10 protein-coding genes and 2 pseudogenes are annotated in these 15,445 nt (G+C 68.5%); 3 read left to right on the plus strand and 9 right to left on the minus strand.

Annotated elements, in window-relative coordinates:
- Positions 1-137: 137 nt before the first annotated feature.
- Together D8S75_RS04870 and purL are read right to left on the minus strand one after the other, a co-directional pair.
- Positions 138-1,115 (minus strand): DUF808 domain-containing protein, encoded by a 978-nt coding sequence (locus D8S75_RS04870; RefSeq protein ID WP_119964834.1) that lies wholly within the window; start codon positions 1,113-1,115, stop codon positions 138-140.
- A gap of 114 nt (positions 1,116-1,229) precedes the next feature.
- Entirely contained in the window at positions 1,230-5,258 is a 4,029-nt protein-coding gene (gene purL, locus D8S75_RS04875; RefSeq protein WP_119964835.1) for a phosphoribosylformylglycinamidine synthase, read from the minus strand.
- Positions 5,259-5,401: 143 nt separating this feature from the next.
- On the opposite strand from purL, the gene map reads away from it, so the two are divergent.
- From map to D8S75_RS04890, 3 genes and pseudogenes are all read left to right on the plus strand, one after another.
- Positions 5,402-6,217 carry a type I methionyl aminopeptidase gene (gene map, locus D8S75_RS04880; protein ID WP_119964836.1) on the plus strand — a complete coding sequence of 272 codons (816 nt, stop codon included), beginning with the start codon at positions 5,402-5,404 and terminating at the stop codon, positions 6,215-6,217.
- 42 nt (positions 6,218-6,259) lie between these two features.
- Positions 6,260-8,845: a [protein-PII] uridylyltransferase gene (locus tag D8S75_RS04885; RefSeq protein WP_119964837.1), complete on the plus strand. Its 2,586-nt coding sequence runs from the start codon at positions 6,260-6,262 to the stop codon at positions 8,843-8,845.
- Positions 8,846-8,979: 134 nt separating this feature from the next.
- A pseudogene (locus D8S75_RS04890) lies at positions 8,980-9,534 on the plus strand (dihydrofolate reductase family protein); the annotation flags it as partial.
- A 6-nt stretch (positions 9,535-9,540) separates the two neighbouring features.
- On the opposite strand, the pseudogene D8S75_RS17920 reads toward D8S75_RS04890, so the two are convergent.
- The 7 genes and pseudogenes from D8S75_RS17920 to purD all read right to left on the minus strand — a co-directional run.
- A pseudogene (locus D8S75_RS17920) lies at positions 9,541-9,591 on the minus strand (hypothetical protein); the annotation flags it as partial.
- A 24-nt stretch (positions 9,592-9,615) separates the two neighbouring features.
- Positions 9,616-11,100, minus strand: a complete 1,485-nt coding sequence (gene rng / locus D8S75_RS04895; RefSeq protein ID WP_119964839.1) for a ribonuclease G — start codon at positions 11,098-11,100, stop codon at positions 9,616-9,618.
- A 13-nt stretch (positions 11,101-11,113) separates the two neighbouring features.
- On the minus strand, positions 11,114-11,728 hold the full coding sequence (locus tag D8S75_RS04900; RefSeq protein WP_119964840.1) for a Maf family protein: 615 nt from the start codon (positions 11,726-11,728) through the stop codon (positions 11,114-11,116).
- Between the two features lie 89 nt (positions 11,729-11,817).
- Entirely contained in the window at positions 11,818-12,285 is a 468-nt protein-coding gene (rlmH, locus tag D8S75_RS04905; protein WP_007858784.1) for a 23S rRNA (pseudouridine(1915)-N(3))-methyltransferase RlmH, read from the minus strand.
- Positions 12,286-12,310: 25 nt separating this feature from the next.
- Complete coding sequence (gene rsfS, locus D8S75_RS04910) at positions 12,311-13,048, minus strand: ribosome silencing factor (RefSeq protein ID WP_119964841.1); 738 nt, start codon at positions 13,046-13,048, stop codon at positions 12,311-12,313.
- Positions 13,049-13,222: 174 nt separating this feature from the next.
- Positions 13,223-14,164 (minus strand): oxygen-dependent coproporphyrinogen oxidase, encoded by a 942-nt coding sequence (hemF, locus tag D8S75_RS04915; protein WP_119964842.1) that lies wholly within the window; start codon positions 14,162-14,164, stop codon positions 13,223-13,225.
- Positions 14,161-15,444: a phosphoribosylamine--glycine ligase gene (gene purD, locus D8S75_RS04920; RefSeq protein WP_119964843.1), complete on the minus strand. Its 1,284-nt coding sequence runs from the start codon at positions 15,442-15,444 to the stop codon at positions 14,161-14,163. Before purD ends, hemF begins: the two co-directional genes overlap by 4 nt.
- Position 15,445 lies beyond the last annotated feature (1 nt).

Raw genomic sequence — 15,445 nt, forward strand, 5'->3', positions numbered from 1 at the left:
TCGGCTATCGCCGGGAAGGGGGACGCCGCCAGCGCGGCGGGGCGGCCCTTGCGCGGCGGCCGCTGGCATGGGCCACGCCAGTTTCAAGCGGCGAGGTACTCGCCAGATCCCCAGGACAAACGCAAAACCCTGTACCTCTAGCGCTTGCGCAGCTTCTGCACCACGGTGACGGCGGCCAGCACCAGCGCGCCGGCCACGATGCCCGCCACGCCGTTGAGCACGTTGGTGGTCAGTGCCTGCCACAGGCCGCCCAGGGCACCCTGGCCCACGGCGGCGCCCGCGCCTTCGATGGCGTGGTGCAGCGGCGCGATGCCGTGCACCAGAATGCCGCCACCCACCAGGAACATGGCGGCGGTACCGGCCACCGAGAGGAACTTCATCAGCCACGGCGCTGCCGCCAGCAGCCCCCGGCCCAGCGCCTGCGCGGCGCTGCTGCTCTTCTGGCTGAGCCACAGACCCAGGTCGTCGAGCTTGACGATGCCGCCCACCAGGCCATAGACCCCCACCGTCATCAGGATGGCAATGCCGACCAGCACCGCCACCTGCTGCAGAAACGGCGCGGACGCCACCGTGCCCAGCGCGATGACGATGATTTCCGCCGACAGGATGAAGTCGGTGCGCACGGCGCCCTTGATCTTGTCCTTCTCGAACGCCACCAGGTCCACCGCCGGGTTGGCGTTGGCCTGCGCGTGGCTGGCGTGCTCGGCCTCGTCCTCGGCGTCGCTGTGCAGGAACTTGTGCGCCAGCTTTTCCACGCCCTCGAAGCACAGGAAAGCGCCGCCCAGCATCAGCAAGGGCGTGATGAGCACCGGCAAGAAGGCACTGATGGCCAGCGCCGCCGGCACCAGAATGGCCTTGTTCACCATGGAGCCCTTGGCCACGGCCCAGACGACGGGCAGTTCGCGGTCCGCGCTCACCCCCGTGACCTGCTGGGCATTGAGCGCCAGGTCGTCGCCCAGCACCCCAGCCGTCTTCTGCGTGGCCACCTTGGTCATGGCCGCCACATCATCGGCCACGGCGGCGCTCTTCTTGGCGGCCACCTTGGTCATCACGGCCACGTCATCGAGGATGGTGGCGATGTCGTCAAGCAAGGCGAGCAAACTGGCTCCGGCCATGGGCGGTACTCCGGGAATGGTGAAAGCGCAGATTATGAATAAAAAAAGCTTCCAGCGCTTGTGCATCAAGCGCCGGAAGCTATGGTTTTTGTAGTGAAGCGTGACTAAATCGAATCAACCCACCCACTTGCGCGCATTGCGCCACAGGCGCATCCAGGGGCTGAAAGCCGCCTGGCCGCCAGCGGCGGCGTGGTCCATCCAGCTCATCTGGATGTTGCGGAACACGCGCTCGGGGTGCGGCATCATGGCCGTGAAGCGGCCGTCTGCCGTGGTCACCGCTGTCAGGCCGCCAGGGCTGCCGTTGGGGTTGAACGGGTACTGCTCGGTGGCTGCGCCACCGTTGTCCACGAAGCGCATGGCGGCGATGGCCTTGTCGGCGTTGCCCCGGTACTTGAAGTTGGCGTAGCCCTCGCCGTGCGCCACGGCGATGGGCAGGCGGCTGCCCGCCATGCCTTGCAGGAACAGGCTGGGCGATTCGAGCACTTCCACCAGCGACAGGCGGGCCTCGAAACGCTCGCTCTGGTTGGTGGTGAAGCGCGGCCAGTCCTGCGCGCCGGGGATGATGTCGGCCAATTCGGCGAACATCTGGCAGCCGTTGCACACGCCCAGGCCGAAGGTGTCCTGGCGGGCGAAGAAGCCCTGGAACTGCTCGGCCAGCACGCGGTTGAAGGTGATGGAGCGCGCCCAGCCGATGCCCGCGCCCAGCGTGTCGCCGTAGCTGAAGCCGCCGCAGGCCACGATGCCCTTGAAGTCCTCCAGGCGCGCCCGGCCGCTCTGCAGATCGGTCATGTGCACGTCGTGCGCCTCGAAGCCCGCCTCGGTGAAGGCGTAGGCCATTTCCACGTGCGAGTTCACGCCCTGCTCGCGCAGCACGGCCACCTTGGGTTTGGAAAGGTTCAGATACGGCGCGGCCACGTCCTGGGCCGGGTCGAACGTCAGGTGCACATGCAGACCAGGGTCGGCCGGCGCGCCGGCGGCGGCGTGCTCGGCATCCGCGCAGGCGGGGTTGTCGCGGCGCTGGCAGATCTGCCAGCTCACGCTGTCCCAGACCTGGTGCAGATCTTCCAGCTTGGCGCTGAACACGCTCTTGGCATCGCGCCAGACCTGCAGCTCGCCTTTGCCCGCGGCGATGGTGCTGGACAGCGGCCGCGTCTTGCCGACGAAGTGGCTGCAGATGGACAGGCCGTGCTCGCGCAGCGTCTGCATCACCTCGTTGCGCTCGCTCGTGCGCACCTGCAGCACCACGCCCAGTTCCTCGTTGAACAAGGCCTTGAGCGTGAGTTCCTCGCGGCGCGCGCTGATCTGGCCAGCCCAGTTCTTGGCGTCGCCCGCGTCCATGCGGCTGTCGGTGATGCCGTCGCCCTCGGTGACCAGCATGTCCACGTTCAGCGCCACGCCCACATGGCCGGCGAAGGCCATCTCGGCCACAGTGGCGAGCAGGCCGCCGTCGCTGCGGTCGTGGTAGGCCAGGATGCGGCCCTGCGCGCGCAGCGCGTTCACGGCGTTCACCAGGTTCACCAGGTCCTTGGCGTCGTCGAGGTCGGGCACGGTGTCACCGGCCTGGTCGAGCACCTGGCCCAGAATGCTGCCGCCCATGCGGCACTGGCCCTTGCCCAGATCCACCAGCACCAGCGTGGTGTCTTCTTCGGTGGCGTCGAGCTGGGGCGTGAGCGTGCCGCGCACGTCCTGCAGCGTGGCGAAGCTGCTCACGATCAGGCTCACGGGCGAGACCACCTTCTTCTGCGCGTCGCCCTCGTTCCACTGCGTGCGCATGGACAGCGAATCCTTGCCCACGGGGATGCTGACGCCCAGTTGCGGGCACAGCTCCAAGCCCACGGCCTTGACGGTTTCGTAGAGCGCGGCGTCCTCGCCGCTCTCGCCGCAAGCGGCCATCCAGTTGGCGCTAAGCTTGACGCGCGGCAGCTCGATGGGCGCGGCCAGCAGGTTGGTGATGGCTTCGGCCACCGCCATGCGGCCCGAGGCCGGGGCGTTGATGGCGGCCAGCGGCGTGCGCTCGCCCATGGCCATGGCTTCGCCGGCAAAACCGGCGTAGTCGGCCAGCGTGACGGCGCAGTCGGCCACGGGCACCTGCCAGGGGCCGACCATCTGGTCGCGGTGCGTGAGGCCGCCCACGGTGCGGTCGCCGATGGTGATGAGGAAGCGCTTGGAGGCCACGGTGGGGTGGCTCAGCACGTCGATCACGGCCTTCTGCAGCGGCACGCCGGTCAGGTCGATGGGCGTGAACTGGCGCTGCACGGTGGTCACGTCGCGGTGCATCTTGGGCGGCTTGCCCAGCAGCACGGACATGGGCATGTCCACGGGCAGCTTCTGATCGGCGGCCTGCGCGGCGGTGTCTTCCAGCACGAGCTGGCGCGCCTCGGTGGCGGTGCCGATCACGGCGAAGGGGCAGCGCTCGCGCTCGCAGAAGGCGCGGAACAGCTCCAGCGACTCGGGCGCGATGGCCAGCACGTAGCGCTCCTGGCTCTCGTTGCTCCAGATTTCCTTGGGTGCCATGCCCGATTCTTCGAGCTGCACGGCGCGCAGGTCGAAGCGCGCGCCCCGGCCCGCGTCGTTCGTCAGCTCGGGGAAGGCGTTGGACAGGCCGCCCGCGCCCACGTCGTGGATGGCCAGGATGGGGTTGGCCTCGCCCTGCGCCCAGCAGTGGTTGATGACCTCCTGCGCACGGCGCTCGATCTCGGGGTTGCCGCGCTGCACGGAGTCGAAGTCCAGCTCGGCCGCGTTCTGGCCCGTGGCCATGGAGCTGGCCGCGCTGCCGCCCATGCCGATGCGCATGCCCGGGCCGCCCAGCTGCACCAGCAGCGAGCCGGCGGGGAATTCGATCTTCTGCGTGAGCCGGGCGTCGATGCTGCCCAGGCCGCCCGCGATCATGATGGGCTTGTGGTAGCCGCGCGCCACGCCGGCCACGGTCTGCTCGTACTCGCGGAAGTAGCCCGCCAGGTTGGGACGGCCGAACTCGTTGTTGAACGCGGCGCCGCCCAGCGGCCCCTCGGTCATGATCTGCAGCGGGCTGGCGATGTGGCCCGGCTTGCCGCCGGGCTGGTCGGACGCGCCGCCCCAGAGCTTGGACACCGTGAAGCCGGTCAGGCCCGCCTTGGGCTCGGAACCACGCCCGGTGGCGCCTTCGTCGCGGATCTCGCCGCCCGCGCCGGTGGAGGCGCCGGGGAAGGGCGAAATCGCCGTGGGGTGGTTGTGCGTCTCCACCTTCATCAGCACATGCTGGAGAACGCTCTCTTTTTCATAGCTTGTAGCGCTTGCCCCTTGAGCGCTAGAGGCCATTTTGGCTACAAAGCGCTCAACAGTATGGCCTTCCATCACCGAGGCGTTGTCGGAGTACGCCACCACCGTGTGCTGGGGCGCCAACTGGTGCGTGTTGCGGATCATGCCGAACAGCGACTTCTCTTGCGCCACGCCGTCGATGGTGAACTGGGCGTTGAAGATCTTGTGGCGGCAGTGCTCGCTGTTGGCCTGCGCGAACATCATCAGCTCCACGTCGGTGGGGTTGCGCTTGAGCCCCTGGAAGGCGTTGACCAGGTAGTCGATCTCGTCGTCGGCCAGCGCCAGGCCCCACTGGGTGTTGGCGGCCTCCAGCGCGGCGCGGCCGCCCGCCAGCACGTCCACATGCTCCATGGGCTGGGGCGGCAGCTCGGAGAACAGCGCCTGCGCGTCGGCCAAGTCGAACAGCACGGACTCGGTCATGCGGTCGTGCAAGAGCGCGGCCACCTGGGCCAGTTGCTCGGCGCTCAGCGTGGGCTTACCCAGCAGGCTGGAGGCCATCTGGATGCGGTATTCGGTGGCGCGCTCGACGCGGCGCAGCGGCAGCCCGCAGTTGTGCGCGATGTCGGTGGCCTTGGAGGCCCAGGGCGACACCGTGCCCAGGCGCGGCGTGACGATGATGGCCGCGCCATCCAGCGGGCCCTGGTACGGGTCGCCATAGGTCAGCAGCGCGGTCAGGCGCTCCTGCTGCTCGGGCGTGGGGGCCGCGTCGGTGGCCACCAGGTGCACGAAGCGCGCCGCGATGGCGGCGATCTTCGGATGGATTGCTTCGAGTGCGGGCTGGAGTTGCTGGGCGCGAAAGGGGCTGAGGGCGTTGCCGCCCGCAATCGTGGTCAGGTGCAAGGTCACGTTGACGGCCTGGGTAGGTGGTAAGGGAGAGAATGGCCGGGCGGCGGCCCGCGCGATCGAAGCCCGGCATTTTACCGGGCGCGGGCCGCGCCGCGCAGACGGTGGCCAGCAGGAACCCGGGGCCGATGGGATAATTCCACCCCATGAGCATCACTATCAAAGACGCTGCGGACATTGAAGGCATGCGCCTGGCGTGCCGCCTGGCCTCGGAAGTCCTGGACTACATCGCGCCCCATATCCAGCCGGGCATCACCACGGCGGAAATCGACCGCCTCGGCGCCGAATGCATGGCCCAACAGGGCACCATCTCGGCCACCATCGGCTACCAGCCTCCGGGCTACCCGGCCTACCCTGCCTCGCTGTGCACCTCGGTCAACCATGTGGTGTGCCACGGCATCCCGAACGACAAGCCGCTGAAGAAGGGCGACATCGTGAACGTGGATGTCACCGTCATCACCAAGGACGGCTGGTACGGCGACAACAGCCGCATGTACCTGATCGGCGAATGCTCGATCGCCGCCAAGCGCCTGTGCGCCATCACCTTCGAGGCCATGTGGCACGGCATCCTGCAGGTCAAGCCCGGCGCGCGCCTGGGTGACATCGGCCACGCCATCCAGAAGTTCGCCGAAGGACATGGTTTCTCGATCGTGCGCGAGTTCTGCGGCCACGGCATCGGCAAGAACTTCCATGAAGAACCCCAGGTGCTGCACTACGGCCGCCCCGGCACGCTCGAAGAGCTCAAGCCCGGCATGGTGTTCACCATCGAGCCCATGATCAACGCCGGCCGGCGCGAGATCAAGGAATTCGGCAACGACGGCTGGACCATCGTCACCAAGGACCGCAGCCTCTCGGCGCAGTGGGAGCACACCGTACTCGTCACGCCCACGGGCTACGAGGTGATGACGCTCTCGGCGGGCTCGCCCGCGCTGCCCTCCTTCGTCACGGCCACCGCGACCTGAACCCGCATCGGTCGTGCACGTTTCTTGCATGGGACTGTGGCCATGACCGAACTCCACGCCCTGCGCGACGCCTACCGCCTCCAAAAGAAAAACCTGCTGACCGCGCTGCTGGCCCAGGGCAACTCCTCGCGCGGCATCCATGTGCTGCTGCGCAAGCTCTCGCGCCTGGCCGACGGCCTGCTGTGCGCGCTGTGGCGGCGCGCGGCCCTACCCCCGGGGCTGGCGCTGGCCGCCGTGGGCGGCTACGGCCGCGAGCAGCTCTTTCCCTGCTCCGACATCGACGTGCTGGTGCTGCTGCCCGGCGATCTGCCAGAGCCCGAGGCCGTGCGCGCCCAGATCGAGGGCTTCATCCGCAGTTGCTGGGACGCGGGGCTGGAAATCGGCTCCAGCGTGCGCACCGTGGAGGAATGCCTGGCCGAGGCCGCTGGCGACGTGACGGTGCAGACCTCGCTGCTCGAAGCGCGCCATGTGTACGGCGATGCCGCGCTGTTCACCCGCTTCGAGCACCAATTTGGTGCAAACCTCGACCCCCACGCCTTCCTCACGGCCAAGACGCTGGAGATGCGCCAGCGCCACACCAAGTACGAGAACACCCCCTACGCGCTCGAACCCAACTGCAAGGAATCCCCCGGCGGCCTGCGCGACCTGCACCTCATCCTGTGGGTGGCGCGCGCCGCCGGCCTGGGCCGCAGCTGGCAGGAACTGGCCGCCAGCGGCCTGGCCACCAGCTACGAGGTGCGCCAGATCCAGCGCAACGAGGCCCTGCTGTTCATGGTGCGCGCGCGCCTGCACGCCCTGGCCGGGCGGCGCGAGGACCGGCTGGTGTTCGACCTGCAGACCGCCGTGGCCGAATCGCTGGGCCACCGCTCGCAGGCGCCCGACGGCACGCGACTGCCCATGCGCGCCAGCGAGGCGCTAATGCGCCGCTACTACTGGGCGGCCAAGGCCGTGTCGCAGCTCTGCCAAATCCTGCTGCTCAACATCGAGGAGCGCCTGAACCCGTCCACGCAGGCGCCCCAGCCCATCAACGAGCGTTTTCTGGACAAGGGCGGCATGATCGAGGTGGCCAGCGACGACCTGTACCAGCGCGACCCGCACGCCATCCTCGAAACCTTCCTGCTCTACCAAAGCTCCACCGGGTTGCAGAACCTCTCGGCGCGCACGCTGCGCGCGCTCTACAACGCGCGCGGCGTGATGGACGCCGCCTTCCGGCGCGACCCGGTGAACCGCGCCACCTTCATGCGCATCCTGCAGCAGCCCTCGGGCATCACGCACGCCATGCGGCTGATGAACCAGACCTCGGTGCTCGGGCGCTACCTCTGGCCGTTCCGCCGCATCGTCGGGCAGATGCAGCACGACCTGTTCCACGCCTACACCGTGGACCAGCACATCCTCATGGTGCTGCGCAACGCGCGGCGCTTCTTCATCGCCGAGCACGCGCACGAGTACCCGTTCTGCTCGCAGCTCGCGGGCGGCTGGGACAAGCCCTGGGTGCTGTTCGTGGCCGCGCTGTTCCACGACATCGGCAAGGGGCGCGGCGGCGACCACTCGCAGATCGGCGCCATGGAAGTGCGCCGCTTCTGCCGCCAGCACGGCGTGGCGCGCGAAGACGCCCGGCTCATCGAGTTCCTGGTGCGCGAGCACCTCACCATGAGCAACGTGGCACAGAAGCAGGACCTGTCCGACCCCGACGTCATCACCGCCTTCGCCCAGCGCGTGGGCAACGAGCGCTACCTCACCGCGCTGTACCTGCTCACCGTGGCCGACATCCGGGGCACCAGCCCCAAGGTGTGGAATGCCTGGAAGGGCAAGCTGCTCGAAGACCTGTACCGCGCCACGCTGCGCGTGCTGGGTGGGCGCGCGCCCGACGCCGAGGCCATGATCGAGGCGCGCAAGCGCGAGGCCCTGGTGCTGCTGGCCCTGAGCGCCCTGCCCTTCGAGGCGCACAAGAAGCTGTGGGACACGCTGGACGTGAGCTATTTCATGCGCCACGAGGCCGCAGACATCGCCTGGCACACGCGCCACCTCTCGCGCCACGTGGGCACGCAGCAGCCCGTGGTGCGCGCGCGCCAGTCGCTCGCGGGCGAAGGGCTGCAGGTGCTGGTGTACGCGCCCGACCAGCGCGACCTGTTCGCGCGCATCTGCGGCTACTTCGACCGCGCGGGCTTCTCCATCCTCGACGCGCGGGTGCACACCGCCACCAACGGCTACGCGCTCGACACCTTCCAGGTCGTCAGTGCCTCGCTGCAGGGGCACTACCGCGAACTCACGCACATGGTGGAGAACGACCTCACCCAGGCCATCGTGCAGAACGGCCCCCTGCCCGAACCCGGGCGCAAGCGCGTGTCACGCCGCGTCAAGAGCTTTCCCATCACCCCCCGCGTCACGTTGCGCCCCGACGAAAAGGCGCAGCGCTGGCTGCTGGGCATCTCAGCCAGCGACCGCGCCGGCCTGCTCTACCTCGTGGCCCGCGTACTGGCGCGGCACAACCTGAGCGTGCAACTGGCCAAGGTCAGCACCCTGGGCGAGCGCGTGGAAGACACTTTCCTGGTGCAAGGCCCGGAACTGCAGAACAACCTGCGGCAGATCGAGATCGAGACGGAGCTGCTGCACGCGCTGTCGGCGTGAGGGTTTGGGGCGGCACGGGCGCCTGGCGCCGCGCTGGCGTCGCCCGGGGCGCCAGGGCGTCCGGTATCGTCCAGCTTGCCCGTAGGGTCTGCGCAATGGATTACGCTAGATGGCACCACTCTCCCCGCCATCGTATGAAAACGCAGTTCTATACCGCCACCAGCCTCGATGGCTTCCTCGCGACGGAAGATGACTCCATCGATTGGCTGTTTCCGCTCGGCGACATCAACGACACTGGTTATCCGTCCTTCATCGCCGAGGTCGGAGCCCTGGCGATGGGCTCCTCCACCTACGAGTGGATGCTGCGCCACGCACACACGGTCGCGGCGGAAACCGGTTCCAGTTGGCCGTACAGCCAACCCACCTGGGTCTTTTCCAGCAGAACCCTGCCCTCAGTCGCTGGCGCCACTCTGCACTTCGCGCGCGGCAGCGTTCAGCTTGCGCATGCCGCCATGCGTGCGGCCGCCGGAGACAAGAACATTTGGGTGGTCGGCGGAGGAGATCTCGCCGGCCAGTTCTACGACGCAGGGCTCCTGGATGAGATCATCGTTCAGGTAGGGTCCGTCACGCTGGGGAAAGGCAAGCCTTTGTTCCCGCGCCGTCTGACCAGCCCGCCGCTGCAACTGGCCTCGGTCAGGCAAATGGGAACAGGATTCGCCGAGCTGCGCTACCGCGTTCCAAAGAGTCCCGCATCCAGAACACCGAACGTTTCCATCGGCGATGCCTGACCCCGGGCACGCATTCATGGGCGGGCAAGAAGCTCCGGCACCTCACAGCAGCACGATGTCGTACTGCTCCTGCCCCATCGCCGCCTCGGACTGCAGCGAGATGGGCTTGCGGATGAAGTCCGACAGCCCGGCCAGGTGCGGGCTTTCCTCGTCCAGCAGCAGTTCCACCACCTGGGGCGCGGCCACCACGCGGAATTCGCGCGGGTTGAACTGGCGGGCCTCGCGCAGGATCTCGCGCAGGATGTCGTAGGCCACGCTGCGCGCGGTGCGCACAGCGCCCCGGCCCTGGCAAGCCGCGCAGGGCTCGCACAGCATGTGGGCCAGCGATTCGCGCGTGCGCTTGCGCGTCATCTCCACCAGGCCCAGCTGCGAGAACCCGCCGGCCATGGTCTTGACGCGGTCGCGCGCGAGTTGTTTGCGGAATTCGGTCAGCACGGCGTCCTGGTGGGCTTCGCGCGCCATGTCGATGAAGTCCACGATGATGATGCCGCCCAGGTTGCGCAGACGCAGCTGGCGCGCGATGGCGCCGGCCGCCTCCAGGTTGGTCTTGAAGATGGTGTCGTCGAAATTGCGCGCGCCGACGTAACCGCCGGTGTTCACGTCGATGGTGGTGAGCGCCTCGGTCTGGTCGATGATGAGGTAGCCGCCGGACTTCAGATCGACGCGCCGGCCCAGCGCGCGGGCGATTTCCTCGTCGATGGAATACAGGTCGAAGATGGGGCGCTCGCCCTTGTAATGCTGCAGCTTGGCGGCCGCCTGGGGCATGAACTCCTGGCCGAAGGCGCGCAGGCGGTGGAACTGCTCGGTGGAGTCGATGCGGATGGCCTGGGTGTGCTCGCCCACCAGGTCGCGCAGCACGCGCTGCAGCAGGTCCAGGTCCTGGTGCAGCAACGAGGTGGGCGGCAGGCGCAGCGACGCCTCCTTGGTGCGCGCCCAGGTCTTGCGCAGGTAGGCGATGTCCTCGGCCAGCTCGGCGTCGCTCGCGTCCTCGCCATTGGTGCGCAGGATGAAGCCGCCACCGCCGCCCGAGGCCTTGTCGCCCACCAGGGCCTGCAGGCGGGCGCGCAGCGCGTCGCGCTCGGCCACCGGGATCTTCTGCGAGACGCCCACATGGTCATCCTGCGGCAGGAACACCAGCAGCCGCCCGGCGATGCTGATCTGCGTGGACAGGCGCGCGCCCTTGCTGCCAATGGGGTCCTTGATGACCTGCACCATGAGCGACTGGCCCTCGAACACCTGTTTCTCGATGGGCAGCTGCGGCTCCTTGCGCGCGAACATCGGGGCCTCGCCGCCCTCCTGGCGCTGCCACACGTCGGCCACGTGCAGGAAGGCCGCGCGCTCCAGCCCGATGTCGATGAAAGCCGACTGCATGCCCGGCAGCACGCGCGAGACCTTGCCAAGGTAGACATTCCCCACCAGGCCGCGTTCGAGCGTGCGCTCGATGTGCAGCTCCTGCACCGCGCCGTTCTCCACCACGGCGACACGGGTTTCCTGGGGCGACCAGTTGATGAGAATGTCTTGTTGCATGGTGGCGGGGGGGTCAGAGGCGCAGGCCTGCGGCGCGCAGCAGTTGCGTGGTTTCGTACAGGGGGAGTCCCATGATGCCCGAATAACTGCCGCTCAGGTGCGGAATGAAGGCCCCCGCATGCCCCTGGATGCCATAGGCACCGGCCTTGCCCAGGGGTTCGCCAGTGTCCACATAGGCGTCAATCTGCCCGGGCGTGAGTTCGGCGAAGGTGACGTGCGAGACCGACAGCGCGGTCAGCCGGTGCCCGCCGGCCTGCACCGCCACGGCGGTGAGCACGCGGTGCGTGCGGCCCGACAGCTCGGCCAGCATGCGCCGGGCATCCTGGGCATCGTCCGGCTTGCCGTAGATGGCGGCGCCCATGGTGACGGTGGTGTCCGAGCACAGAATGGGCGCGTCGGGCAGGCCCCGGCGGGCGTGGCGCTGCACCGCCGCGTCGAGCTTGAGGGCCGTGACACGCTCGACGTAGTCGGCCGGGGGCTCGCCCGGCAGAACAGCCTCGATGGCCTCGGCATCTTCCGGCACATCGCCCGCCACGTTGGGCAGCAGCAGTTCATGGCGCACGCCCAACTGGCTGAGCAACTGGCTGCGCCGGGGGCTTTGCGAGGCAAGGTAGATGAAGTCGGGCATGGAATATATGGATGAAAAACGGGTCCAGGGCTTATCCACAAAGCGCCATTAGCTATGTATTCAATAGCATCTGGCGCACGACCATGGCGCTATTCGCGGTGGTAAGGATGGCCGGCGTTCACCGACCAGGCGCGGTAGAGCTGCTCGATCAGCAGCACGCGCACCATGGCGTGCGGCAGGGTCAGGTCGGACAGGCGGATGCGCTCGTGCGCCGCCTGGCGGAAGGCCGGGTCCAGGCCATCGGGGCCGCCGATGACCAGGGCCACGTCGTCGCCGCCCAGCTGCCAGCCCTTGAGACGCTCGGCCAGGGCCTTGGTGGTGAGGTTGGTGCCGCGCTCGTCCAGCGCCACCACGCGCGTGCCGCGCGGAATGGCCGCCTCGATGCGCTCGCGCTCGGCGGCGTAGAGGGTTTCCAGCGTCTTGGAGCCGCGCGGCTCGGTCTTGACGGCCTTGAGCTCCACCTTGAGTTCGGGCGGAAAGCGCTTGGCGTAATCGTCATAGGCGGTTTGCGCCCAGTCGGGCACCCGCTGGCCCACCGCCACGATGAGCAGCTTCATGGGATGCCTGTGCTGCTATGCGGGGTCAGGCCTTGCCGCTTCGGCCGGCTGCCTTCTTGGCGGCGGGCTTGGCGGTGGACTTGGCCGCCACGGGGGCCTTGCCGGCGGCCTTCTTCGCGGCCGGCTTCTTGGCCGTGGGCTTGACCACCACGGTCTTGACTGCCTTCTTGGCGGCCGGTGCCTTGGTGGCGGGGGCCTTGGCAGCGGCGGTCTTGGCGGGAGCCTTCTTCATGGGCGCCTTCTTGGCGGCGGCCTTGGCCGGTGCCTTGGCGGCCACGGGTTCGGCGGCCTTGGGCTTGCCCGGCTTGCGCGCGGGCACCTCGGGCGCGGCGGCGGCCTTCTTCTTCGCGGGAGCCTTCTTGGCCGGAGCGGCGGGCTTGGCGGCGCCAAGCTTCAGGCGCACGGGGGTGTCGCCCCACAGCTCTTCCAGACGGTAGTACTGGCGGATGGTGGGCTGCATGATGTGGGCCACGGCGGAGCCGCAGTCCACGATGATCCACTCGCCGTTGTCCTCGCCCTCGATGCGCGGCTTGGCGAACCCGGCGTCCTTCACCTTGTCGCGCACGCTGGCGGCCAGGGCCTTGGTCTGGCGGTTGGACGTGCCCGATGCCACGATGACCCGCTCGAACAGCGGCGACAGATGCTCGGTGTTGAAGACCTGGATGTCTTGCGCCTTGACATCCTCCAGGCCATCGACAATGGCGCGCTGGAGCTTGGTGACGTCTTTCTTCGCGGCGGTTTCCGAGGTTTTGGTGGTGGTCATCAGGTGGAGATTCAAAGGTGGTGGTGGTCAATATAGCGTGCAACGCCGCGCGTCACCAGCGGCAATGCACCCAGGGTGTTGCGCCTGCGCGCCGCAGGGCATTTGAAGCATTTTTAGGCCCTAGGGCAGGCAGAGCAAGCGCCTCAAGCTATTGAAATTATAGTGGGCCGGCTTTCAGAGCCAGTCGCGCCGCACCAGGAAGCGCCGGGTCAGCTCGGCCTCGGGCGTGCCTTCGGCGGCCTCGCGGCGGTAGGCCCAGGCCGCCAGCGGCGGCATGGACAGCAGGATGGACTCGGTGCGCCCGCCCGACTGCAGGCCGAAGTGGGTGCCCCGGTCCCAGACCAGGTTGAACTCGACATAGCGGCCGCGCCGGTAGAGCTGGAAGTCGCGCTCGCGCTCGCCGTAGGCCGTGCCCTCGCGGCGCTCCACGATGGGCAGATAGGCGTTCAGGAAGGCGTCGCCCACGGCCTGGGTCATGGCCAGGCTCTGCCCGAAACCCAGTTCGGAGAAGTCGTCGAAGAACACGCCGCCCACGCCGCGCTGCTCGTTGCGGTGCTTGAGGTAGAAGTATTCATCGCACCATTGCTTGAAGCGCGGGTACTTGTCGTCGCCGAAGGGCGCCAGCGCATCGCGGCAGGTGCGGTGGAAATGCACCACGTCTTCCTCGAAGCCGTAGTAGGGCGTGAGGTCCATGCCACCGCCGAACCAGCACACGGGCGCCTTGCCGGGCTGGCCCGCCGCGATCATGCGCACGTTCATGTGCACCGTGGGCACATAGGGGTTGCGCGGGTGGAACACGAGCGAGACGCCCATGGCCTCGAACGGCGCGCCCGCCAGCTCGGGGCGATGCTGCGTGGCCGAGGCTGGCAGCTTGGCGCCGCGCACGTGCGAGAAGCCGCAGCCCGCGCGCTCGAACACGCGGCCCCCCTCGATGATGCGGGTGATGCCGTCGCCCTGCAGCGGCTCGCCGGGCTCCTTGCGCCAGGGGTCGGTCACGGCGCGCGCGCCGTCCTCGCCCTCCAGGTCTTCCAGCGCGGCGATGATGCGCGCCTGCAGGCCCGTCAGGTAGCCGCGCACCTGGGCCACCTGGCTTTCGCTGTGCAGAGGCCCGTTCATGTGCTCTTGATCGCGCGGTGGCCGATGTCGTGGCGGTACTGGGCGCCGTCGAAGTGGATGCCGCGCGCCACGTCGTAGGCGCGTTGCTGGGCCTGGCGCACGCTGTCGGCCAGCGCCGTCACGCACAGCACGCGGCCGCCGCTGGTGCGGGGCACGCCGTCCACCAGCTCGGTGCCGGCATGGAACACCATGGCGTCATCCTGGTCCTGCGGCAGGCCGGTGATGGCGTCGCCCTTGCGCGGCGCCTCGGGGTAGCCATGCGCTGCCATCACCACGCCCAGCGCGGTGCGGCGGTCCCATTCCAGCTCGACCTGGTCGAGCTTGCCATCGACGGCTGCGCCGAGCAGGTCGCACAGGTCGCTCTTGAGACGCATCATGATGGGCTGGGTCTCGGGGTCGCCCATGCGGCAGTTGAACTCCAGCGTCTTGGGGTGGCCCTGGGCGTCGATCATGAGGCCGGCGTACAGGAAGCCGGTGTAGGGGATGCCGTCCTTTTCCATGCCACGGATGGTGGGCAGGATGATCTCGCGCATGGCGCGGGCGTGCACGTCGGCCGTGACTATCGGAGCAGGCGAATAGGCGCCCATGCCGCCGGTGTTGGGGCCCTGGTCGCCGTCCTTGAGGCGCTTGTGGTCCTGGCTGGTGGCCAGTGCGGCGACGTTCTTGCCGTCGCACAGCACGATGAAGCTGGCCTCCTCGCCCGCGAGGAATTCCTCGATGACGACGCGCGCGCCGCCTTCGTTGTGCGTCACGCCGTACTTGTTGTCCACCAGCATGAAGTCCACGGCGTCGTGGGCCTCCTGCAGCGTCATGGCCACCACCACGCCCTTGCCCGCCGCCAGGCCGTCGGCCTTGATGACGATGGGCGCGCCCAGGCGGTCCACGAAGGCGTGGGCCAGGGCCGGGTCGGTGAAGGTGTCGTAGTCGGCCGTGGGAATGCCGTGGCGGCGCATGAAGGCCTTGCTGAAGGCCTTGGAGCTTTCCAGCTGCGCGGCGGCCTTGGTGGGGCCGAAGATGCGCAGGCCGTGGGCGCGGAATTCATCGACCACGCCGGCGGCCAGCGGCGCCTCGGGGCCGACGACCGTCAGGCCGATCTTTTCCTTCTGCGCCCACTCGCGCAGCGCGCGCACGTCGGTGATGGCGATGTTGTCGAGCTGGCTGGAGAGCGCCGTGCCGCCGTTGCCCGGCGCCACGAAGACGCGCGTGACCTTGGGCGACTGGCTGAGCTTCCAGGCGATGGCGTGTTCGCGGCCACCGCCGCCGATGACGAGTACTTTCATG

Origin of the sequence: Simplicispira lacusdiani, from assembly GCF_003604195.1 — a bacterium.
Taxonomy (GTDB): domain Bacteria; phylum Pseudomonadota; class Gammaproteobacteria; order Burkholderiales; family Burkholderiaceae_C; genus Simplicispira; species Simplicispira lacusdiani.

What these genes read in the sequence shown, in the direction of transcription:
- D8S75_RS04870 (WP_119964834.1), bottom strand. Translation starts at nt 1,115, where the DNA reads ATGGCCGGAGCCAGTTTGCTCGCCTTGCTTGACGACATCGCCACCATC.
- map (WP_119964836.1), top strand. Translation starts at nt 5,402, where the DNA reads ATGAGCATCACTATCAAAGACGCTGCGGACATTGAAGGCATGCGCCTG.
- D8S75_RS04885 (WP_119964837.1), top strand. Translation starts at nt 6,260, where the DNA reads ATGACCGAACTCCACGCCCTGCGCGACGCCTACCGCCTCCAAAAGAAA.
- rng (WP_119964839.1), bottom strand. Translation starts at nt 11,100, where the DNA reads ATGCAACAAGACATTCTCATCAACTGGTCGCCCCAGGAAACCCGTGTC.
- D8S75_RS04900 (WP_119964840.1), bottom strand. Translation starts at nt 11,728, where the DNA reads ATGCCCGACTTCATCTACCTTGCCTCGCAAAGCCCCCGGCGCAGCCAG.
- rlmH (WP_007858784.1), bottom strand. Translation starts at nt 12,285, where the DNA reads ATGAAGCTGCTCATCGTGGCGGTGGGCCAGCGGGTGCCCGACTGGGCG.
- rsfS (WP_119964841.1), bottom strand. Translation starts at nt 13,048, where the DNA reads ATGACCACCACCAAAACCTCGGAAACCGCCGCGAAGAAAGACGTCACC.
- hemF (WP_119964842.1), bottom strand. Translation starts at nt 14,164, where the DNA reads ATGAACGGGCCTCTGCACAGCGAAAGCCAGGTGGCCCAGGTGCGCGGC.
- purD (WP_119964843.1), bottom strand. Translation starts at nt 15,444, where the DNA reads ATGAAAGTACTCGTCATCGGCGGCGGTGGCCGCGAACACGCCATCGCC.